Raw genomic sequence first — 19556 nt, 5'->3', positions numbered from 1 at the left:
CCACAACCACCACCGCCGCAACCACCGCTGAAACCATCGCCGCCCCAGCTACCGCCAAATCCGAAGCCACAGCTGTCACATCTACTAAGACCGCCACAAATATCACAACCACCGTCTGGATATGCATCATTGTAGCCAAATCCTGTATCAAAAGATGACCGTCTTTGTACCGGCTCGATCCAAACAGAATCATTTGTCACGTCTATTATTTTTCCTAAATGGATACGACCATCAAAATCTTCAATTCGAACCATTTTACCGAAATAACGTTGGCATGTATCATAACATTTTTGTCTATGCATGTTCTTTCCTCCTTCGCATTACAGTAATACGATATGTAGGGGGGACAAGTGCGGCTTGTATGAATGACCTACCTATTATAATTGTTATAGAAAAGGGGAAATATATGAACAGCATATATAGTGAGGAGGAAATGAAATGAAATCTACAGATCAATTTCAGACGTACGAAGTTCCTTGGGAAGAATTTATAGAAGCATTGCGAAGTGAAATGAAGAAACAAGTAGGGGCGGATATTATAGATACAGTAGTTAGTAATTTGGAAGATGGTTTTGAGGTATATACATATGTGCAGGGTGATTTAGATTTTGAATATAAGGAAGCACTTGAAAGAAAATATGGAAGCGATGCGAAGATACCTAATTTGTTAACGGTTATGCTGTTAGCTAGCATTTATAATGCGGGTGAAGAGAATATACGTTTACATGCAGATCAGAAGGAAAATCCGATTGTTGAAGTATATGTGAAGAAATAAAGAGCGCGCTAGCAGTAGCGTGCTCTTTATTTTTTGTATTGAGTAGAAAATCAAACCTTTATGGTGAAATTTATAAGGGGAAAAGTATGAAAGCTATGTGTTATTTCGGATATATAATAAGGAAAAAACTCGAAATATAAAATGGGATATTTCAACTTTTCTTACATAATGTTATTGTTGTGAACTGTTGTCCTAAAATACAAGTCATATATCTTGTTTCCTCTCATAAATTTAAACATAGGAATTTGTCTACAAAGGTGGCGAAGCCTCATCATGAAAATTCGAATTTGTGCCACATTCATGATTTTTCTATTTATATGGTTACATCCTTTTTGGACTTTTGCAAAAGGAGAGGAGGCAAAGGAAAGGGTCGTTTCACTTGTATATGATGATTCGGGCAGCATGAGAAATAACGATCGCTGGAAGTATGCCAATTATGCTTTGCAAAGTTTAGTTGCACTATTAGACGAGAAAGATAAATTTTCTTACGTTCCAATGAGCCGACCGAACGATCCGCTAAATATTGCTTTAACAAAGGATAAAAGGCAAACAGAAATTGATGGAATTGGAGCGTGGAAAACGTATTTAAATACTCCGTTTAGCGCAGTAGAAACGGCAATGCAATCAATAAAAAAGGAAGCGGATATAGATGGGAAACGTGAATTTTGGCTTATTGTATTAACTGACGGGGCATTTAATGACTTAGAAAAAGATAAGGTTGGCGGAAAAGAACAAATTACACAGAAGTTAGCACAGTTTAGGAAAGAAATGGACTTAAAAAAGATTTCTTTACATCCAGTCTTAATAACGATGGAAGAAGATTTAGGACAGCAAGAAAAAGAGCAGCTAAATACTTTTAAAGAAATATGGAAGAAAGAGATAAATGGTGTTACGATGCCATCTAGTGGAGAGGATGGTATTGTAAAAAGTGTGAATCAAGTGGCAGCATTAGTTGCAAATCGCGATCCATTTTCTTCTGTTGAATCGATTGTGAAAACGAAAATATCCGGAAAAAAAGTGGAGATTACAACGCCGTTTCCATTAAAGCGTATGACACTTGTACGACAATCGCCTTCTTTGTCTAACTATCAAGTTGTGCAAATCTCTAAACCGTTACAGCTACAATCTTCTTTTTCCATACATGCGCCAGGAGAAGCTAAATTATTCGGAAATATAGTGCATGTAAGTACGGCGAATCAGGAAGTGATTAAGCCAGGGACATATACGATAGAAGTGGATCAAGACATTGAGAAAGAAGGGTTACAAGTACTTGTTGAACCGGCACTTAATTATACTGTTTCTACGTATGACAAAGATGATAAAGATAGAAAAACTGTTGAGAAAATGTACGAAGGTGTAACGGCAGTTATTGAAGCAAAGCCTACTGAGCTACCAATTCAGTCTTCTTATTTTGAAGCAGAAGTAGAAATAGACGGGAAGCAGTATCCGATGAAGTGGGACGATAAAAGGCATGTGTTTTATTACGAAATAAAAGTTGGAAAAGAGTTAGTACGCGGGAAAGTTCATATGAATATAAAGGGATTTTATAGGCAGACGAAAGAATTCAAAATTGATACAGCTGAAAAACAGAAATTATCACTTCAAACTGTTACGAAAGATTATGAAGAAAAAGTAACAAATTTAGAAAATAGTAAACCATTTATTTTACAGCCCCAGTTAGATGATAAACCGATGACAGAAGAGGCTGTAAAGAAACTATTAAAATCTACTGGTGTCACATCTAATCAATCGATTAACTACGAATTAAAACAGCATGGTAATCAAATTTACGTTTATCCTCGTCCCTATTACTCCGACACATTCAATTTTACAGATACAGGCACCGTAGAAGCTACCATCACGATCAATGATTCAAAATTACAAGAAGTAAAAGAAAAGATTTCACTTCACATTGAAAATGCACCGTTTTTTGAGAAGTATGCGCTCATTTTTAAATGTGTAATTCCTATCACGTTATTACTTTTCATAGTAGGAATTATTATTTTAGGATGGATTGTTCGTCCGAGGTTTCACCGGAAAGCATTATTATATTACGAATGGGATCAAGAAGTGGCGAAAGATTGGCTTTACCAATCTGAACCTGAGTTACTTAGAAATAAATGGTGGAAACACTATTTTGGCATTCCATTTCGAGCAGAAAGAAAGACTGTGCAATCTGTAACATTAATAGCGAAAAAAGGATCGAAATCTATATTTGTAGCGAAAGAATCGCAAGTAGTTGGGATGATTATTGACGGGATGTTTATTACAGAGGAAGAAGTGGGAATGGAGCATAAAACATTGTATCCAAATGAAATTTTAATAATTGATAGAGGATATGGTAAGGAAATTTACCGGTATGAATGTGAATAGTAGATGGGGTATAAGAGGGGCGGTGGAGGCTCGGCTCTCTTAATCCTTCTATTCAAACAAGCACGAATAGGAAGGTGGTTCACATGACATTACAAGTTCCAACAATTTTAATTGGCTTAGGTGGAATCGGTAGTACTGTCACACACCAAATATATGAAAAGTTACCTGAGGAGCGTCGTAAAAAGGTAGCGATGCATGTATTTGATACAGATGTGAATACATTGAGTAAATTTGATCATATTCGGAAGTTTAAGACGCAAACGAGTTCGAGTAAAACACCGAGAGAGTATATTGCGGGAGATCCAACGATTCCGGAATGGTTCCCGATGGACCCGACTATACTTGATAAACCGTTAACAGAAGGAGCAGGACAGTTACGGGTTATCTCTCGGTTAGCGCTACGTGCAGCGATGAAAGAAGATAAGCTGACATCTTTTTGGCAAGAAATTGAGAAGATTTTTCCGGTTACAAGCGATCAGACGGAATATGGTGTGCGAGTTATTATTGTAACGTCACTAGCTGGTGGAACAGGTTCAGGGATGTTTTTACAAATCGCATTATATTTACGTGAAATGCTTCGGAAAAAATTGCAGCATCATAACATTTTAATACGTGGTGCATTTTTAATGCCAGATGTTTTAGTTAAGACGAGAACGGTTAGTGCGAAAGAATTTGAAACTGTGCAAGCGAACGGCTATGCATCTTTAAAAGAGCTGCACGCTATTACGCTCGGGTCTACTGGGGAATTATCAAAACGCGGCGGTGTAACGATTGAATTAGAATATCGTCCTGATCAAGTGGATGAAGATGGGAGAACGAATCATACGATTAAGCAGCATCATTTACCGTATAATTATTGTTTCTTATATGATTATGAAAATTTACATGGGCACCATTTGCACAATTTATCGGATTATATGGAGCAAATGGCAAACACGATTTATTTACAGTTATTTAGTCCGATGTCCACAAATCATTTTGCACAAGAAGATAATCAAATCCAGCAATTAGCAGAATCAAGTGGGAAAGGTAGATATTGCGGAGCAGGAACGGCAAAACTTATTTATCCGTATGAGCATGTTTTGAAATATTGTGCATTAAAATGGGCGGTGCAAGGTTTAGATGAATCGTGGCTTCATTTAGATCAACTGTTTCAAGAGAAGAAGCAAAGATACGATCAAGATGTAAAACGTGGTATGCAGCGCGAAAAGCCGGAGCGTGGTAAAAGTTATTTAGAAGATTTAGAACATCTTGCTACTCGTCCAGAACAAGCTCATATTTTTTATAGACAAATGTACAATGAAACGCGTGAAGGGGCAGAGGGCGGAAAGCTCGGTGTTGCAAAATCAAAATTGTTTTTAGATGCTGTAGAGAGTTATGTACACCGTACAGTGCAAAAAGATGAGGAATTAAACCGCCTGCAGCATGAGTGCAAAATATCGGCTGCGAAGCTTAAAATGATGGAACAAATGAAGGGTGAAGTAGCGAGAGTTGATCATGCGGTTCGTTTATATGCTTATGCGATTCCGAGCCGTGTACATGAGCATGTTACTACCCTTTTATATGACATGATCGAATCAGACCGCTTTACACCAAGTGGCTCAGAGGGACAGTCTTACCAATTAAATACATGGTTTTTAAAGAAAACGGATCCTGTTCATCCAGTAGCAGCACGTTTCATGCTGTATGAAATTCGTAAGCAGTTAGTAGAGAAGATGAATCGACTACATGAAAATAATGAACAAAAGCGTAATTTAATTCAAAACTACGATAAGAAATTTAATGTGAGTAATATTGATGGAACTGTAACGGCTGTTCGCCGCGTTGAAATTGCCCAGCAACAAGGTTGGTTTGGGAAAACGTTTTATAATCAGCAGCGTTTGTTCAAAAAAGAATTTGAAGATATCGTAACGCAATATGTACACAAATTAAGTGAGTATCGCAAAGAAATGTTGTTAGAACTCGTGTACCAATCGCTATATCAGGCGGTTGATAAAATGATTCAATATTGGGAAAGATTCTTTGATAATTTACAAGAAACACGTGAAAATTTATTGTTTGAAATTCAAAAGCGAAGTAAAGAATTTGAAGGGAAAACGAATCCGACGAATGTATATGTGTTAGCTGAAGAGAAATTGCAAGAAAAGATTTGGCAAGATATGCAGCAACATTTAAATTTAGGTGTATTACCGAAAGATATATCAGCAGAAATTTATATGAGTTTGTACGGGGAATATTGTCGTGATGCAAAAACTGAAGAAATTCAGTCGAAAAAGGTTGAAGACTTCTATCGTGAACATATATTGAGTTATTGTTATGACGAACTTCAAGTGCGCTATCGTGACAAATTAGAGCTTAATATCGTTGAAGCATTGCGAAAAGAAGCAGATTTCAAGAAACGTGATCGTGATGAATACGTTCGTGAAAAAATTGAAGATCTTTTCCATTTAGCAAGTCCGTTCGTTCCGAAAGTTTCTCATCATAGAGAGTTACAATATTGGGGCGTACACCCTTCTTTAAAACAAGAATTGCAAGAAGAGTTATTGCAAGAAATGTTTAAAGAAAAAGATACGGTAAACGAGGCATTTTCACCATTTGAAGTGATTTGTTATCGTGCCCATTACGGATTATCGTTACAAGATTTTCCTAAGCTTTCATCTGGGCATATTGCAAATGGTTTTATGAATGATAAAGGTGACTACTTTCAATCGTATTATCGCCGTGTGAACAAATTAAATAGTAAAAAGTCTAGTTTGACGCCGCATTTAGATAAGTATTGGCACTTACCAGCATTTATGCCAGACTTGAATGCAACACAAACGAAGTTAGACTACGATAAGTGTAATCGTGCTCTTCTATACGCGTATATGTATCGTTGGATTAGTTTAGTTGCTGTTGATGGACAGTTCGTGTATCAATATAACGGTGTCGGGCGTAGCTTTTTAATCCAGTCGATGGGGAAAAATATATCAAGCGAAAGTTATAAATTGCACAGAGCATTGCTCCATAATCCGTTTATTTATGAAAACATCTTGTCACGATTTGAAGAAGAACAAGAAAAAGCTATGATACAAGGTGGACATTTATATACACATGCATTTGTATTAGGCGCCCAAGATATAAGATGGCTTCGTAAAGAGCACGTCCATAATATTTTAGATATGATTTTAATGTATGACCGTGAGGCAAAATATGACCCGACGCTAGAAGAAACATCCGACGAGTTGTTAAGGCTATTCCTTGATGAACTTGAGCTGTATTTCCAAAATTATTACGGAACGGGTGCAGATATGGTTGCGAAGAAAGAGAAAGAGATGTTTATTAAACAATTGTGGGATCGTTCGTATGCGAAAGGGTATGTGGATCCAAATAGTGCACCTTATAAAAAATGGCAAAATTTATTACACCTTCACGATGAAGAAGTGCCAAAAACGAATGTATAATGAATGAAAAGGGAATCCTTAAGAATGGCAATACAACTTTAGAAAAGAGGGATTCCGATGCCGTTTTTAGGAAGTGTATATCAAATATTTGGATTATATCCAGAAATTTATTATGGAATGATTTCAGCAGAGATGCAAGAAGAAGCTCAAAAGGAACACATCGAAAATAATAATGCAGAAAATAAAGTGGAAGAATGAAAAGTGCAGATGAAAATCTGCGCTTTTTTATTTTTTTTAGTGAAAATACTGTGTGTAATGCGTGGGAAAGTTGATCAGTCTATAAATCCAGGTGATTATTTCAATATAACGAATTATCTGGTTTAATTGTAGTTGTATGCAATATCTACATTAAATTTGATGTATAAAAATCAATTCTCAAATAATATAAAGTGTGTAAAAATGGAAAATAACAATGTTTATAAATTGTATTTTATATTTCGAGATATCATTACATTTATAATTATTCAATTTAAGTGAATTAATTATATTGTTGACAATATAATTAATCGTGTGATAAATTCAATCAATCTTCTAAAAACATGCCTGTTAACAAGCGCGTTTTTAGAAGATTGATTTTTCTGATTTTAAAGCGTGTAATTTGTGGAGTTTATATAGGGAGTGATAGTAAAGCATGAATATTATTAATGTGTAATAGCAACAGTAATAAAGAGTGTAATGAGTAAGGGATAATTTTGAAAAAGAGGTTTCTACGAATGAGTTTATTAATAAAGAAAGCAATGGATGAAGAAAAGAAAAAAGTATTGAATCAAACTTTAGGAGCAATTGACCTAACTCTTTTAGGAATTGGAGCAATTATCGGTACAGGAATTTTCGTTTTAACAGGTATTGTAGCAGCGAAACATGCTGGTCCAGCAATTGTATTATCTTTTATGTTAGCTGCAATTGTATGTGTATGTGTAGCCTTTTGTTATGCTGAATTTGCATCTACAGTCCCGGTCTCAGGAAGTGTGTATTCGTATACGTATATGACATTAGGTGAGATTTTTGCTTTTATAGTTGGCTGGTGTGTAATGCTAGAGTACTTATTAGCTACTTCTGCAGTGGCGGCGGGATGGTCAGCCTATTTCCAATCATTGCTACTAGGGTTTAATATTCATATTCCGGCAATCGTTGCTTCAGCACCAGGGATGGGGAATGGCGGAATTATTGACTTACCAGCGGTTATTATTATTTTAGTTGTTACATTTTTGTTAAGTCGTGGTGTGAAAGAAAGTGCACGTATAAATAATATAATGGTTATTATTAAACTGGCTGTTATTTTAGTATTTATTATTGTAGGAGCGAAATATGTAAAGCCAGAGAATTGGCAGCCGTTTCTTCCTTTTGGATATCATGGTGTTATTGGAGGGGCCGCTACTGTATTTTTTGCCTTTTTAGGTTTCGATGCAGTTGCAACAGCAGCAGAGGAAGTGAAACGCCCACAACGTAACGTTCCAATTGGATTACTTGTCTCTTTATGTATTTGTACGATTCTTTATGTTGGTGTTTCATTCGTGTTAACTGGAATGGTTCCGTTTACGGATCTGAATGTAGCTGATCCAGTTGCATATGCTTTGCGTATTGTGGGAGAGGATAGAATTGCTGGTCTATTATCAGTTGGAGCGATAGCTGGTTTAACGACAGTACTGTTAGTTGCTATGTTTGCATTTGTTCGAGTATCTTACTCGATGAGCCGAGATGGCTTGCTACCAAAAAGATTTTCAAGCGTTCATAAACGTTTTCAAACACCATTTTTTAATACATGGATTACGGGTATTCTTGCGGCTTTATTAGCAGGTTTATTGGACTTGAATTTGTTGGCAAATTTAGTGAATGTGGGAACGATAACAGCGTTTATATTTGTATCTATAGCTGTAATTGTATTAAGGAAGACACATCCTAATCTGAAAAGACCGTTCCGTGCTCCTTTCGTTCCATTCTTACCTATACTTGCGATAGTAAGTTGTTTATATTTAGCATTAAATCTCTCTAAAACCACTTTAATCAGTTTTGCAATTTGGGTTATTGTAGGTATTTTTATCTATTTTATATACGCAAAAAAACATAGTCATATTAGAAATAAAGTGTAAGCATTAAAATTATGGTTGTAGGTTAAAAAAGGTTTATTTTTAACCTATAGCCATTTTTTAATTGTGTGCACCTTATTTTCGTGTTAACATAAAGCGAATTTTTTTAGGGAGAGAAAGAAATGAAATGGATTTATTTTATTATTATCAACGTTATAGCATTTAGTATGATGGGGCTTGATAAGCGAAAAGCAAAGAAGAAACAGTGGAGAACGCCAGAAAGTACGTTGTTTTTATCAGCTGCAGCTGGAGGAGCGGTTGGAGCTTGGATTGGTATGTATATGTTTCATCATAAGACACATAAAAGTAAATTTGTCTTCGGTATTCCAGTGCTCGTTATTGTAACAGTTGGCATGTTTTTATACATATAAGGGATTGGCAAGAGGAATGTCGAAAGAAATGCAGATTGGATATTGGTAAAGTAAGCATGTAAGACCTTATAATGAAGAAAAAAAGAGAAGAGGAGAACAAGGAAGATGGGGAGTCAAACAGCACAACAAAAGCAGGGGATTATATATGCGGCGGGTGCGTATACGATGTGGGGAGTCCTTCCGATTTATTGGAAATGGGTGGAGGAAGTTCCGGCAGACGAAATTTTAGCGCACCGCATTGTTTGGGCATTTGTTTTTATGTTGTTAGTTTTAGGAGTAACGAAGAGGTTTCGTCAGTTTGGTGGGGAGTTAGTGACCCTTTTTAAACGACCTAAATTATTAATGTCATTAATAATTGCTTCGGTACTCATTAGTGGAAACTGGTTTGTATACATATGGGCCGTAAATCATAACCATGTAATAGAAGCAAGTCTTGGTTATTATATTAATCCACTTATAAGTATTTTACTTGGTACAGTTGTTTTAAAAGAGAAGCTTAATTTTTGGCAATATGTTGCGGTTGGTTTAGCCGGAGTAGGCGTTGTTATTTTAACAGTACGTTTCGGAGCTATTCCATGGGTTTCTCTTTCACTTGCTTTTTCATTTGGATTATATGGATTAACAAAAAAATTATTAAATTACGACGCGACAATTGGGCTTACGATGGAAACGATGATAGTGACGCCATTTGCGCTTATCTATTTGTTTATGACAGGAGTGCATGGCTTTGGTTCGTTCGGTTCCATTTCGGCTACATCAACGTTTCTTTTAATAGGAGCAGGTATTGTCACAGCATTACCACTCTTTTATTTCGCTAAAGGGGCACAGCTTATTCCGCTCTATATGATAGGGTTTTTACAATATATTGCACCGACTATTAGTTTAATTTTAGGTGTATTCGTTTTTGGTGAACATTTCACATCTACTCATATGATTGCATTTTTCTGTATATGGGTTGCTTTATTTGTCTTTTCGATAGCGAAAACAAAGTTTTTACTACAGAAACAACCGAAATTTGTTAAAAATAAATCAGCAAAAGTATCATAATGCGTAGTATTTTCTACGCATTTTTCTTTATACTTATAATTATATAGAAGTTCCATTATAGTCAGTGAGGAGCTGAAAAACATGGAAACAATTTTACATAATGATCCGCTTATGGCAGCTATAATTTCTTGGTTTTTAGCGCAGTTAACGAAAGTTGTTTTTAAATTAGTAAAAACTGGTGAGTTTGATTTTGCAAAGTTTTTCGCTTCAGGTGGAATGCCGAGTTCACATGCCTCGACTGTTACGGCACTTGCTACAGGTGTCGGAGTTGTAGAAGGAGTGGAAAGTTCGGTGTTTGCGGTTGCCGCTATTTTTGCCATTATTGTTATGTATGATGCTTCAGGAGTAAGACTTGCGGTAAGTAAGCAAGCGAAAATATTGAATGATTTCTTTCACGGTAGGCAAACAGATTATAAAAAGTTAAATGAGCTCGTTGGACATACACCGTATCAAGTTGTTGTCGGGGCGCTATTAGGAATTGTTGTCGGGGTTGGATATTGTTTGTAAGCAGAATGTGTACTACACACATTCTGCTTTTCTTTATTTTCATACATATTTAGCTGGCTTTTCGAATATCGTATACGGACTTAGAAAGGGTGGGTGAATAGAGTGCTACTATATGACAAAGTGCGTGACGAAATTGAGCGGAGAACGACTGCACTTCAAACGATGCAAAGGCAAGATGGAACGTGGAGATTTTGTTTTGAAGGGGCTCCGTTAACGGATTGTCATATGATTTTTTTACTTAAATTGTTAGGGCGAGATGATGAAATAGAACCATTCGTGAAAAGGTTAGCATCTCTCCAAACAAATGAAGGAACATGGAAATTATATGAAGATGAGCCTGGAGGGAATTTATCCGCAACGATTCAAGCATATGTTGCTTTACTTGCTTCAAGAAAGTATTCAAAAGAAGATGTGAATATGAGGCGAGCTGAAATGTTTATAAAGGAACGCGGTGGAGTTTCTCGTGCTCATTTTATGACGAAATTTTTATTAGCGATTCACGGGGAATATGATTATCCTGCTCTTTTTCACTTCCCAACGCCGATCTTATTTTTACAAGATGACTCCCCCCTCAGTATATTTGAGCTAAGCGGCTCAGCACGGATACATTTAATTCCGATGATGATTTGTATGAATAAGAGATTTCGTATAGAGAAAAAGTTATTGCCAAATTTAAATCATATTGCTGGCGGGGGTGGACAATGGTTTCGCGAGGAGCGGTCTCCGCTGTTTCAATCGTTTTTAGGTGATGTGAAAAAGGTAATATCATATCCGCTTTCTTTACACCATAAAGGATATGAAGAAGTAGAGCGCTTTATGAAAGAACGTATTGATGAAAATGGAACTTTGTATAGTTACGCGAGTGCTACGTTTTATATGATTTATGCTTTGCTTGCATTAGGACACTCTATTCAGTCTCCTGTTATTGAGAAGGCTGTAACAGGATTGAAGTCTTATGCATGTAAGATGGAAAGGGGGAGTCACTTGCAAAATTCTCCTTCTACCGTATGGGATACCGCTTTACTCAGCTATTCATTACAAGAGGCCAATGTTACAAATGAAAATAAGATGATTCAAAGGGCGACAGGGTATTTATTGCAAAGACAGCATAGTAAAAAAGTAGATTGGAGCGTACATGCACCTTCACTCGTAGCTGGCGGTTGGGGATTTTCAGATGTTAATACGACGATTCCTGATGTAGACGATACAACAGCTGCTCTTAGAGCATTAGCACGAAGTAGAGGGAATGGTAAAGTAGATAGTGCGTGGGGAAGAGGTGTAGAATGGGTAAAAGGATTACAAAACAGTGATGGAGGCTGGGGAGCTTTTGAACGAGGGGTAACGAGCCGTATATTAGCAAATTTGCCGATTGAAAACGCGAGTGATATGATAACAGATCCGTCTACACCAGATATTACAGGTAGGGTGTTAGAATTTTTCGGCACATACGCGCCGAATGAATTGCCAGAGGAGCAAAAAAAGAAAGCTGTAAAATGGCTAATGGATGTACAGGAACAGAATGGATCCTGGTATGGGAAATGGGGAATATGCTATATATATGGTACATGGGCAGCGATGACAGGCTTACGTGCATTAGGAATTTCTTCGACTCATGCGTCATTAAAAAAAGCAGCATCATGGCTCGAGCATGTACAGCATGCAGACGGAGGTTGGGGAGAATCATGTCAAAGTAGTGTAGATAAAAGATTTATTTCTTTGCCCTTTAGTACGTCGTCACAAACGGCCTGGGCACTTGATGCGCTCATTTCTTACAATGATAAAGAAACACTGATTATTCGAAAAGGAATTTCATATTTGCTCACGAAGCCTACTATGAATGAAAAATATCCTACTGGTACAGGGTTACCGGGGGGATTTTATATTCGTTATCATAGTTACGGACACATATACCCGTTGCTTGCTTTGGCACATTATATAAAAAAATATAAAAAATAAACCGAGAGTAGCCCTCGGTTTATTTTTTGGGTAGTAGGTCCCTGTTGAAAAGAATAAGGAACATTGTAATGCCTTATTTTTCAGTTGACTGGCGTTTTTGACGTGCATCAGCGGCATCTGCACGTGCGTTTGCTTCTAAGTCATTGTGGTCAGCGAGTTCTCGTGAGAACTCAACATCAATGCCGTCAGCAGCTTTGTTTTGATCTACATTCTTTTTTTTCATTTGACACAATCTCCTTGTGTTTTATGCGGCGTTGCAAAGTTAGTTTGACACAAATAGACTTTTTTATACAAAGAGGATTTGGAAAGCAAAGAGCCGAAATATACAGTATAACGAATAGAAATGGGGGATAGGGATGGACTTTTTAAATGGGAAAACAGCCGTTGTAACAGGTGCTGCGCAGGGGATTGGAAAAGAAATCGCAAGAGTTTATGCGAAGCTAGGAGCTAAAGTATTAATTAGTGATGTAAATGAAGAGAAGCTACAAGAAACGACACGTGAGTTATCGGATGAAGGATATGAAGTGAGCTTATATCGATGTGATGTGAGTAATCAAAGTGAAGCGAAATCATTAATTGAGTATGCGGTTCAAAAATTTGGTGCATTACATATTTTAGTGAATAACGCCGGAATTACAAAAGATGCAATGTTACATAAGATGGAGAAGTCTGCTTGGGAACAAGTATTACAAGTTAATTTAACTGGCGTTTTTTATTGTATGCAGCCAGCGCTTCTTTATATGAGACAACAACAGTATGGACGGGTTATTAATATTTCTTCTATTAGTAGGGAAGGAAATATTGGACAAGCAAATTATGCGGCTACAAAAGCAGGGGTCGTAGGTTTAACAAAAACAGCAGCGAAAGAGGTTGGAAGTTTTGGTATTACGTGTAATGCGATTTGTCCAGGATTTATGGATACAAATATGACCAAAACAATACCGGATAAAGTAAAAGAGAAAATGGTTGGAGCGATTCCGGTTGGAAGAATCGGAACACCGGAGGATATTGCAAACGCAGCTGCCTTTTTAGCATCGGAGTATGCGTCGTACATTACAGGAGAGGTATTACATGTTAGCGGAGGATTGCAAGTTTAAATGAAATACATAACGAGAAAGAACCTGACTTATCCAGTCAGGTTCTTTCTCGTTAGTTTAAGTTGATCCAAACGCTCTTCACTTCTGTATAGTTGTTTAGCGCATAAGATCCCATTTCACGGCCAAGTCCAGATTGTTTAAAGCCACCAAACGGAGATGCTGCATCAAAGACGTTATAACAGTTTACCCATACTGTACCTGCACGAACTTTACTTGCGATATAATGTGCAGTTTTTACGTTTTCTGTCCATACGCCAGCCGCTAAACCGAATTGTGATTTGTTCGCACGTTCAATTACTTCGTCAATATCATTGAATGGTAATGCAGAAATAACTGGACCGAAAATTTCTTCTTTAGCGATTGTCATCTCATCATTTACGTCAGCAAATACTGTTGGAGAAACGAAATATCCTTGATCGAATGGCTTGTTTCCTCCGCAAAGTACTTCGGCACCTTCTTCAATTCCTTTTTCAATATAGCCCATTACGCGTTTTTGCTGTTCTTCAGAAACGAGAGGACCGATTGTAGTTTCTGGATTTAATCCAGCGCCTTGATTTAATTTTTTAGAATATAGAACGAGATCAGCCATAACATTATCGTACATTTTCTTCGGAATAAATAAGCGTGATCCAGCACAACACACTTGTCCTTGGTTAAACATAACACCAGAAAGTGCAGCTGGAATTGCTCGAGATAAGTCAGCGTCTGGTAAAATAATGTTTGGTGATTTACCACCAAGCTCTAATGTAACGCGTTTCAATGATTCAGATGCTTGTCTCATAATTTGTTTTCCGACTGGAGTGGAGCCTGTAAATGCGATTTTATCAACAAGTGGATGATTAACGAGAGCTTGTCCAGCTGTTTCCCCGAATCCAGGAACGATATTGACAACGCCTTTCGGGAATCCAGCTTCTTCAAATAATTCAGCTAAGTATAGAGCGGATAGTGGAGTTTGTTCAGCAGGTTTTAGGACGATTGTACATCCTGTTGCAAGAGCGGCTCCCATTTTCCACATTGCCATAAGAAGTGGGAAGTTCCATGGGATAATTTGGCCGACAACACCAACTGCTTCATGGCGTGTATAGTTAAAGTACTCACCGGAAACAGGGATTGTTTGCCCAACGATTTTTGTAGCCCAGCCAGCGTAATAACGCATATGTTCAATTGCAAGCGGGACGTCTGCTGTCATTGTTTCACGGATTGGTTTTCCGTTATCTAACGTTTCGAGCTGTGCAAGCTCTTCTTTATGTTCTTCCATTAAATCAGCAAGCTTGTACATAAGGCGACTTCGTTCAGAGGTGCTCATACGTGACCAAGGACCTTCATCGAAAGCCATTCGAGCTGCTACGACAGCTTTATGAATATCTTCGCGACCAGCTTCAGAAACGACAGCTAGAGTTTCACCGGTTGCTGGGTTAGGAGTTTTAAATGTTTTTCTGGAAGCGCTTTCGATAAACGCTCCGTTCACATATAGTTTCTTTGTACCTTGAAGAAATTTCTCTACCTTTTCATGAAGATTTACAGCTAGTTGACTCATTGTATAACCCCCTTGAAAATATAATGTAAACGCAGTACGAGACGGCGTTTATTCCGAAATCAAGGATGTGGGAACTAGATGAAAAGCCTCTACTTAAAATCATAAATAACAAATACAGAAAATTCAAATTTCATTTGTGTTACAAATGTAAAAAATATGTAATGAAACATTGTATTCTATATAATTACAAAAAATCCTGCGCGTTTTTGTTTTCTAGTAGGAAAAACTAGAAGAACAGTGGTACAATTATACATCGTGAGAGGAGGGAGAAAATGAAGGATTATCATGATGATCCACGCTTTCGAATTGCCCATAGAGAAGCGTTAATTGGTCTTGGACTAGCTATTATTAATTTTATAATATGGTATGGATTTGCTTATGGGCTTGGCAGTAAGGATCCGAGTGAATATACATATGTATTAGGCTTTCCGGCATGGTTTTTTTATAGTTGTATCGTTGGATTTATCGTAATAGTTATTTTGCTTATTTTAGTTGTTCGTTTTTTATTTCAAGATATTTCACTCGATGAGGAAGAAAAAAGTGAGGAATGATAGATGAATTGGTATGTAATAATTCCAATGATAATTTCTTTTATCGTTGTGTTTTTAATTGGTGTATTTGCATCAAGACGTGTACAAGCAACTGCTAATAATAAATTTTTGCAAGAATATTTTCTTGGTGGGCGTGAGCTTGGCGGCTTATTATTAGCTATGACGATGATAGCTACGTACGGTAGTGCAAGTAGCTTTATTGGTGGGCCTGGTATTGCTTACAATATGGGGCTTGGATGGGTGTTGTTATCGGCGATTCAAGTTGTAACAGGATATATCGTTTTAACGGTTATTGGTAAAAAGTTTGCTATTATCGCTAGGAAGATGGAGGCAATTACGCTTATTGATTATTTAAAGGGAAGATACAATAATAAGGCGGTAGTTGTTCTTTCAGCATTATGTATTATAATCTTTTTGTTTTCAGCAACAGTAGCTCAGTGGGTTGGTGGCGGACGATTAATTGAGTCACTAACAGGACTTTCCTATACAACGGCACTATTTTTATTTACATTTTCTGTACTTGTGTACGTGTTAATTGGTGGATTTCGTGCAGTCGCTTTATCAGATACATTATTAGGAATCATCATGTTAGTCGGAACAACAATCATTTTAATTGCTACTGTCATTGCTGGTGGCGGGGTTGAAAAGATAATGCATGAACTCGTTCAAATTAATCCAAAGCTAATAACACCATTCGGTGCGGACGGTAGTTTAACAAAAGCATATGTCACATCATTTTGGATTTTAATTGGAATTGGTGTCGTTGGATTACCACAAATTAGTGTGCGTGCTATGTCTTATAAAAATTCAAAAGCTATGCACCAGGCGCTAATCATTGGAACGGTTGTGGTTGGTACAATTATGATTGGTATGCATTTAACGGGTGTATTTGCACGAGTAGTACTTCCAGGTATAACGGTACCAGATAAAGTAATGCCGCTATTAGCGATGGAAGTGTTGCCACCTTGGTTAGCTGGAGTTTTCTTAGCTGCACCAATGGCAGCAATAATGTCTACTGTAAACTCATTATTATTACTTGTAAGTTCGTCAATTATTAAGGATATATATGTGAATTACATAAATAAAGAGGCAGCGGATAGTACGATAAAGAAAGGTAGTCTATGGATTACTGGTATCGTAGGATTACTCGTATACGCTGCAGCTATTAAGCCACCAGATTTTTTAATTTGGTTAAATTTATTTTCCTTCGGTGGTTTAGAAGCGGCGTTCATTTGGCCGATTGTGTTAGGTTTATATTGGAGAAAGGGAAATGCAACTGGAGCTCTCGCTTCTATTTTAGTTGGAGTAGGTTCCTATATGTTTATTCATCTTTGTTTCCCTAATCCATTTGGTATACATACAGTTGTTTTCCCGATTTGCTTTGCTTTTATTGCTTATATAATTGGTAGTATGGTTACGATGAAAAAAGTAGCGGGATAAAATTGAAAAAACGTAGGGACTTCTACTATGAAGCTTCTACGTTTTTTGTATATAACAAAATTTTTCTTTTTCATTCTGTATGCTGTCATGTATTCATAAAGTAATAACAATTGATGGGATGGAGTTGAGGTCTGTGAAAAAAATATTATTTTTAGGAGACCCGGGAATTGATGACTCTTTAGCAATTATGTATGGATTGTTGCATCCTAATATTGATATTGTTGGAGTAGTAACGGGATATGGGAATGTAACGCAGGAAAAGGCGACGAGTAATGCGGCGTATTTATTGCAAATAGCGGGCCGGGAAGATATACCTGTTATTAGTGGGGCTAAAATACCTTTGTCTGGGGAGTTTGTAACGTATTACCCAGAAATTCATGGAGCAGACGGCTTAGGTCCGATTCGTCCCCCTAAAGCCTTTTCTCCAAATATAAAACCTTTTTGTGAGTTTTTTGATATCATTGAAAAATATAAGGGTGAACTAATTATTGTTGATGCCGGCCGGTCAACAACGTTGGCGACGGCATTTATTTTGGAGAAACCGATGATGAAGTATGTGAAGGAATATTATATAATGGGCGGTGCTTTTTTAATGCCCGGAAATGTTACACCAGTCGCGGAGGCGAATTTTCATGGGGACCCAATTGCATCACAATTAGTTATGCAAAATGCAAAAAATGTGACATTAATACCGCTTAACGTTACATCAGAAGCGATTATTACACCGGAAATGGTGAAATACATTACGAAACATTCTAAAACGAATTTTAAGAAATTAATAGAACCGATTTTCACGTATTATTATAAAGCTTATAAAAACCTCAATCCTAAAATAACAGGGAGCCCAGTGCACGATGTAGTAACGATGATGGCAGCAACAAATCCATCTCTTTTAGATTACGTTTATCGCCGTGTTGATGTAGATACGATTGGAGTTGCAAAAGGAGAAAGTATCGCTGATTTTCGTCCTCAGCCTGATTCAAAAGCATTGAAAAATTGGGTGAAAATTGGTTGGTCTTTACATTATAAAAAGTTTCTTGAGGATTTTGTGAAAATTATGACGTAGACATAATAGTAAAATACAAGTTAAAATAATGGAGATGATTATTTAAATAATTATCTTCATTATTTTGTTATTAAGAGATAAATAGAGAAGAGCTACACAATAGGAGAGGAATTTTACTTGAAAAAAACTATAGTATGCGCAGTGATTGTGGGTATTTTTGTTTTGCTAATATCAGGTAACTTTTTGGTGAAAAAAGTTTGGAGTTCAAATAATGATGATGCGCAATATATAGCATCCTTTATTGAAGAACATAAAGATGAAAAAAATAGTGCACTTCTAATAAAAAGAAATGATAAAGTTGTTTATTCTGTAAATCCAAATGTTGTATTGCCAGTTGCTAGTACGATGAAGTTAATTGTGGCGCTTGAATATACGAAACAAGTTACAGAGGGGAAAATTGATCCGTCTAGTTTCGTCTCAATTAATGATGTGAATCGTTATTATGTACCAAATACAGATGGTGGTGCACAAGACAGGTGGCAAAATTATTTGCAGAAAACGGGGAAGATAACTGAAGGAGCGGTTTCTTTAGAAGAAGTTGCAAAAGGAATGGTTAAGTTCAGTTCAAATGCAAATACTGAATATTTAATGGAAGTGTTAGGGTTAGATAATATTAATCGAAATTTACAAAGCTTATCGCTCCCTGCACACCAACCACTGTTTCCGATTGTTTCATCTTTATATATTCCAGGATATTTGCATAAAGAATTACATGTTCCGAAATATAAAATAGAGAAGAAGTTAAAAGAAATGTCTCAAGAGCAATATCGAGAGTATGCCATGATTATTCATGAACGCTTAAAAAAGAAGGGGCCATTATTATTACAGCAGGAAATTCCTCTGTATTTAGAGGAACGATATGATAAAATTTGGTCGGATAGATTACCTGCCGCATCGGCAAATGATTATATGGTATTGCTTCAAAAGGCAAATCATAAAGGTGGCTTTACAGAAGCTGAAGAAAAAGTGTGGGCGAATATCGTTGAAACAGATATGAGTGCAAAGAAATATCGTAAAACATTCAGGCATGCTGGACAAAAGAATGGCTATACACCATGGACGGTAACTAAAGCAGTTTATGCAATGGATAAACGCGGAAACTGTACAGAAATTGTTTTCTTAGCAAATAATTTAAATGAAGATGACAGCGCTGAAATACGTAAACACTTGGCAAATTTACATTTCCAAGTGTTGCAAAGTGATAAGTATGATGCGACTGTTATTAAATAAACTCGGTGCTATAAGCGCCGAGTTTATTTTTGTGTACAAGCACTTTTTCGCTATCGCTGGGTATGATGGGTAGTAAT

At 36.9% G+C, this 19556-nt stretch carries 17 protein-coding genes; 14 read left to right on the top strand and 3 right to left on the bottom strand.

Annotated features, from left to right (window positions below):
• The coding region (locus BAU28_RS06230) for a hypothetical protein (RefSeq protein ID WP_071718065.1) at nucleotides 1-302 on the bottom strand (302 nt) is incomplete at its 3' end.
• A gap of 136 nt (nucleotides 303-438) precedes the next feature.
• On the opposite strand from BAU28_RS06230, the gene BAU28_RS06225 reads away from it, so the two are divergent.
• The 9 genes from BAU28_RS06225 to BAU28_RS06185 all read left to right on the top strand — a co-directional run bounded on the left by BAU28_RS06225 (nucleotide 439) and on the right by BAU28_RS06185 (nucleotide 12558).
• Entirely contained in the window at nucleotides 439-774 is a 336-nt protein-coding gene (locus tag BAU28_RS06225) for a hypothetical protein (RefSeq protein ID WP_071718064.1), read from the top strand.
• 273 nt (nucleotides 775-1047) lie between these two features.
• The gene (locus BAU28_RS06220) at nucleotides 1048-3147 is read left to right on the top strand and encodes a vWA domain-containing protein (protein ID WP_071718062.1); all 2100 of its coding nucleotides are present in this window, start codon (nucleotides 1048-1050) and stop codon (nucleotides 3145-3147) included.
• A gap of 83 nt (nucleotides 3148-3230) precedes the next feature.
• Nucleotides 3231-6590: a tubulin-like doman-containing protein gene (locus BAU28_RS06215; protein WP_071718061.1), complete on the top strand. Its 3360-nt coding sequence runs from the start codon at nucleotides 3231-3233 to the stop codon at nucleotides 6588-6590.
• A 57-nt stretch (nucleotides 6591-6647) separates the two neighbouring features.
• On the top strand, nucleotides 6648-6788 hold the full coding sequence (locus BAU28_RS06210; RefSeq protein ID WP_002172860.1) for a hypothetical protein: 141 nt from the start codon (nucleotides 6648-6650) through the stop codon (nucleotides 6786-6788).
• A 515-nt stretch (nucleotides 6789-7303) separates the two neighbouring features.
• Complete coding sequence (locus BAU28_RS06205) at nucleotides 7304-8680, top strand: branched-chain amino acid transporter BcaP (protein ID WP_071718059.1); 1377 nt, start codon at nucleotides 7304-7306, stop codon at nucleotides 8678-8680.
• A 119-nt stretch (nucleotides 8681-8799) separates the two neighbouring features.
• Nucleotides 8800-9048 carry a DUF1294 domain-containing protein gene (locus BAU28_RS06200; RefSeq protein WP_002172858.1) on the top strand — a complete coding sequence of 83 codons (249 nt, stop codon included), beginning with the start codon at nucleotides 8800-8802 and terminating at the stop codon, nucleotides 9046-9048.
• A 105-nt stretch (nucleotides 9049-9153) separates the two neighbouring features.
• Nucleotides 9154-10095, top strand: a complete 942-nt coding sequence (gene rarD, locus BAU28_RS06195) for an EamA family transporter RarD (protein WP_071718058.1) — start codon at nucleotides 9154-9156, stop codon at nucleotides 10093-10095.
• A gap of 81 nt (nucleotides 10096-10176) precedes the next feature.
• Nucleotides 10177-10602 (top strand): divergent PAP2 family protein, encoded by a 426-nt coding sequence (locus tag BAU28_RS06190; RefSeq protein ID WP_071718055.1) that lies wholly within the window; start codon nucleotides 10177-10179, stop codon nucleotides 10600-10602.
• Between the two features lie 102 nt (nucleotides 10603-10704).
• Nucleotides 10705-12558, top strand: a complete 1854-nt coding sequence (locus tag BAU28_RS06185; protein ID WP_071718054.1) for a terpene cyclase/mutase family protein — start codon at nucleotides 10705-10707, stop codon at nucleotides 12556-12558.
• A gap of 73 nt (nucleotides 12559-12631) precedes the next feature.
• Here the strand turns inward: BAU28_RS06185 and BAU28_RS06180 are convergent, their stop codons facing one another.
• Nucleotides 12632-12781, bottom strand: a complete 150-nt coding sequence (locus BAU28_RS06180; protein ID WP_071718053.1) for a YfhD family protein — start codon at nucleotides 12779-12781, stop codon at nucleotides 12632-12634.
• Nucleotides 12782-12914: 133 nt separating this feature from the next.
• Here BAU28_RS06180 and fabG point away from each other — a divergent pair, with 133 nt between their 5' ends.
• Nucleotides 12915-13655: a 3-oxoacyl-ACP reductase FabG gene (fabG, locus tag BAU28_RS06175; protein WP_071718052.1), complete on the top strand. Its 741-nt coding sequence runs from the start codon at nucleotides 12915-12917 to the stop codon at nucleotides 13653-13655.
• Between the two features lie 52 nt (nucleotides 13656-13707).
• Here fabG and dhaS read toward each other — a convergent pair whose 3' ends face one another.
• Nucleotides 13708-15192, bottom strand: a complete 1485-nt coding sequence (gene dhaS, locus BAU28_RS06170; RefSeq protein WP_071718051.1) for an aldehyde dehydrogenase DhaS — start codon at nucleotides 15190-15192, stop codon at nucleotides 13708-13710.
• Between the two features lie 272 nt (nucleotides 15193-15464).
• On the opposite strand from dhaS, the gene BAU28_RS06165 reads away from it, so the two are divergent.
• From BAU28_RS06165 to BAU28_RS06150, 4 genes are all read left to right on the top strand, one after another.
• Nucleotides 15465-15743 carry a YhdT family protein gene (locus BAU28_RS06165; protein WP_002172851.1) on the top strand — a complete coding sequence of 93 codons (279 nt, stop codon included), beginning with the start codon at nucleotides 15465-15467 and terminating at the stop codon, nucleotides 15741-15743.
• A 3-nt stretch (nucleotides 15744-15746) separates the two neighbouring features.
• Entirely contained in the window at nucleotides 15747-17183 is a 1437-nt protein-coding gene (gene panF / locus BAU28_RS06160; RefSeq protein ID WP_025148106.1) for a sodium/pantothenate symporter, read from the top strand.
• Nucleotides 17184-17316: 133 nt separating this feature from the next.
• On the top strand, nucleotides 17317-18249 hold the full coding sequence (locus BAU28_RS06155; RefSeq protein WP_071718050.1) for a nucleoside hydrolase: 933 nt from the start codon (nucleotides 17317-17319) through the stop codon (nucleotides 18247-18249).
• A 117-nt stretch (nucleotides 18250-18366) separates the two neighbouring features.
• Nucleotides 18367-19479, top strand: coding sequence for a serine hydrolase (locus BAU28_RS06150; protein WP_071718049.1), 1113 nt, complete (start codon nucleotides 18367-18369; stop codon nucleotides 19477-19479).
• The last annotated feature ends 77 nt before the right edge of the window (nucleotides 19480-19556 follow it).

The sequence above is a fragment of the Bacillus paramycoides genome (genome assembly GCF_001884235.1).
Taxonomy (GTDB): Bacteria; Bacillota; Bacilli; order Bacillales; family Bacillaceae_G; genus Bacillus_A; species Bacillus_A paramycoides.
This window is presented reverse-complemented; position numbering and strand designations above follow the sequence as displayed.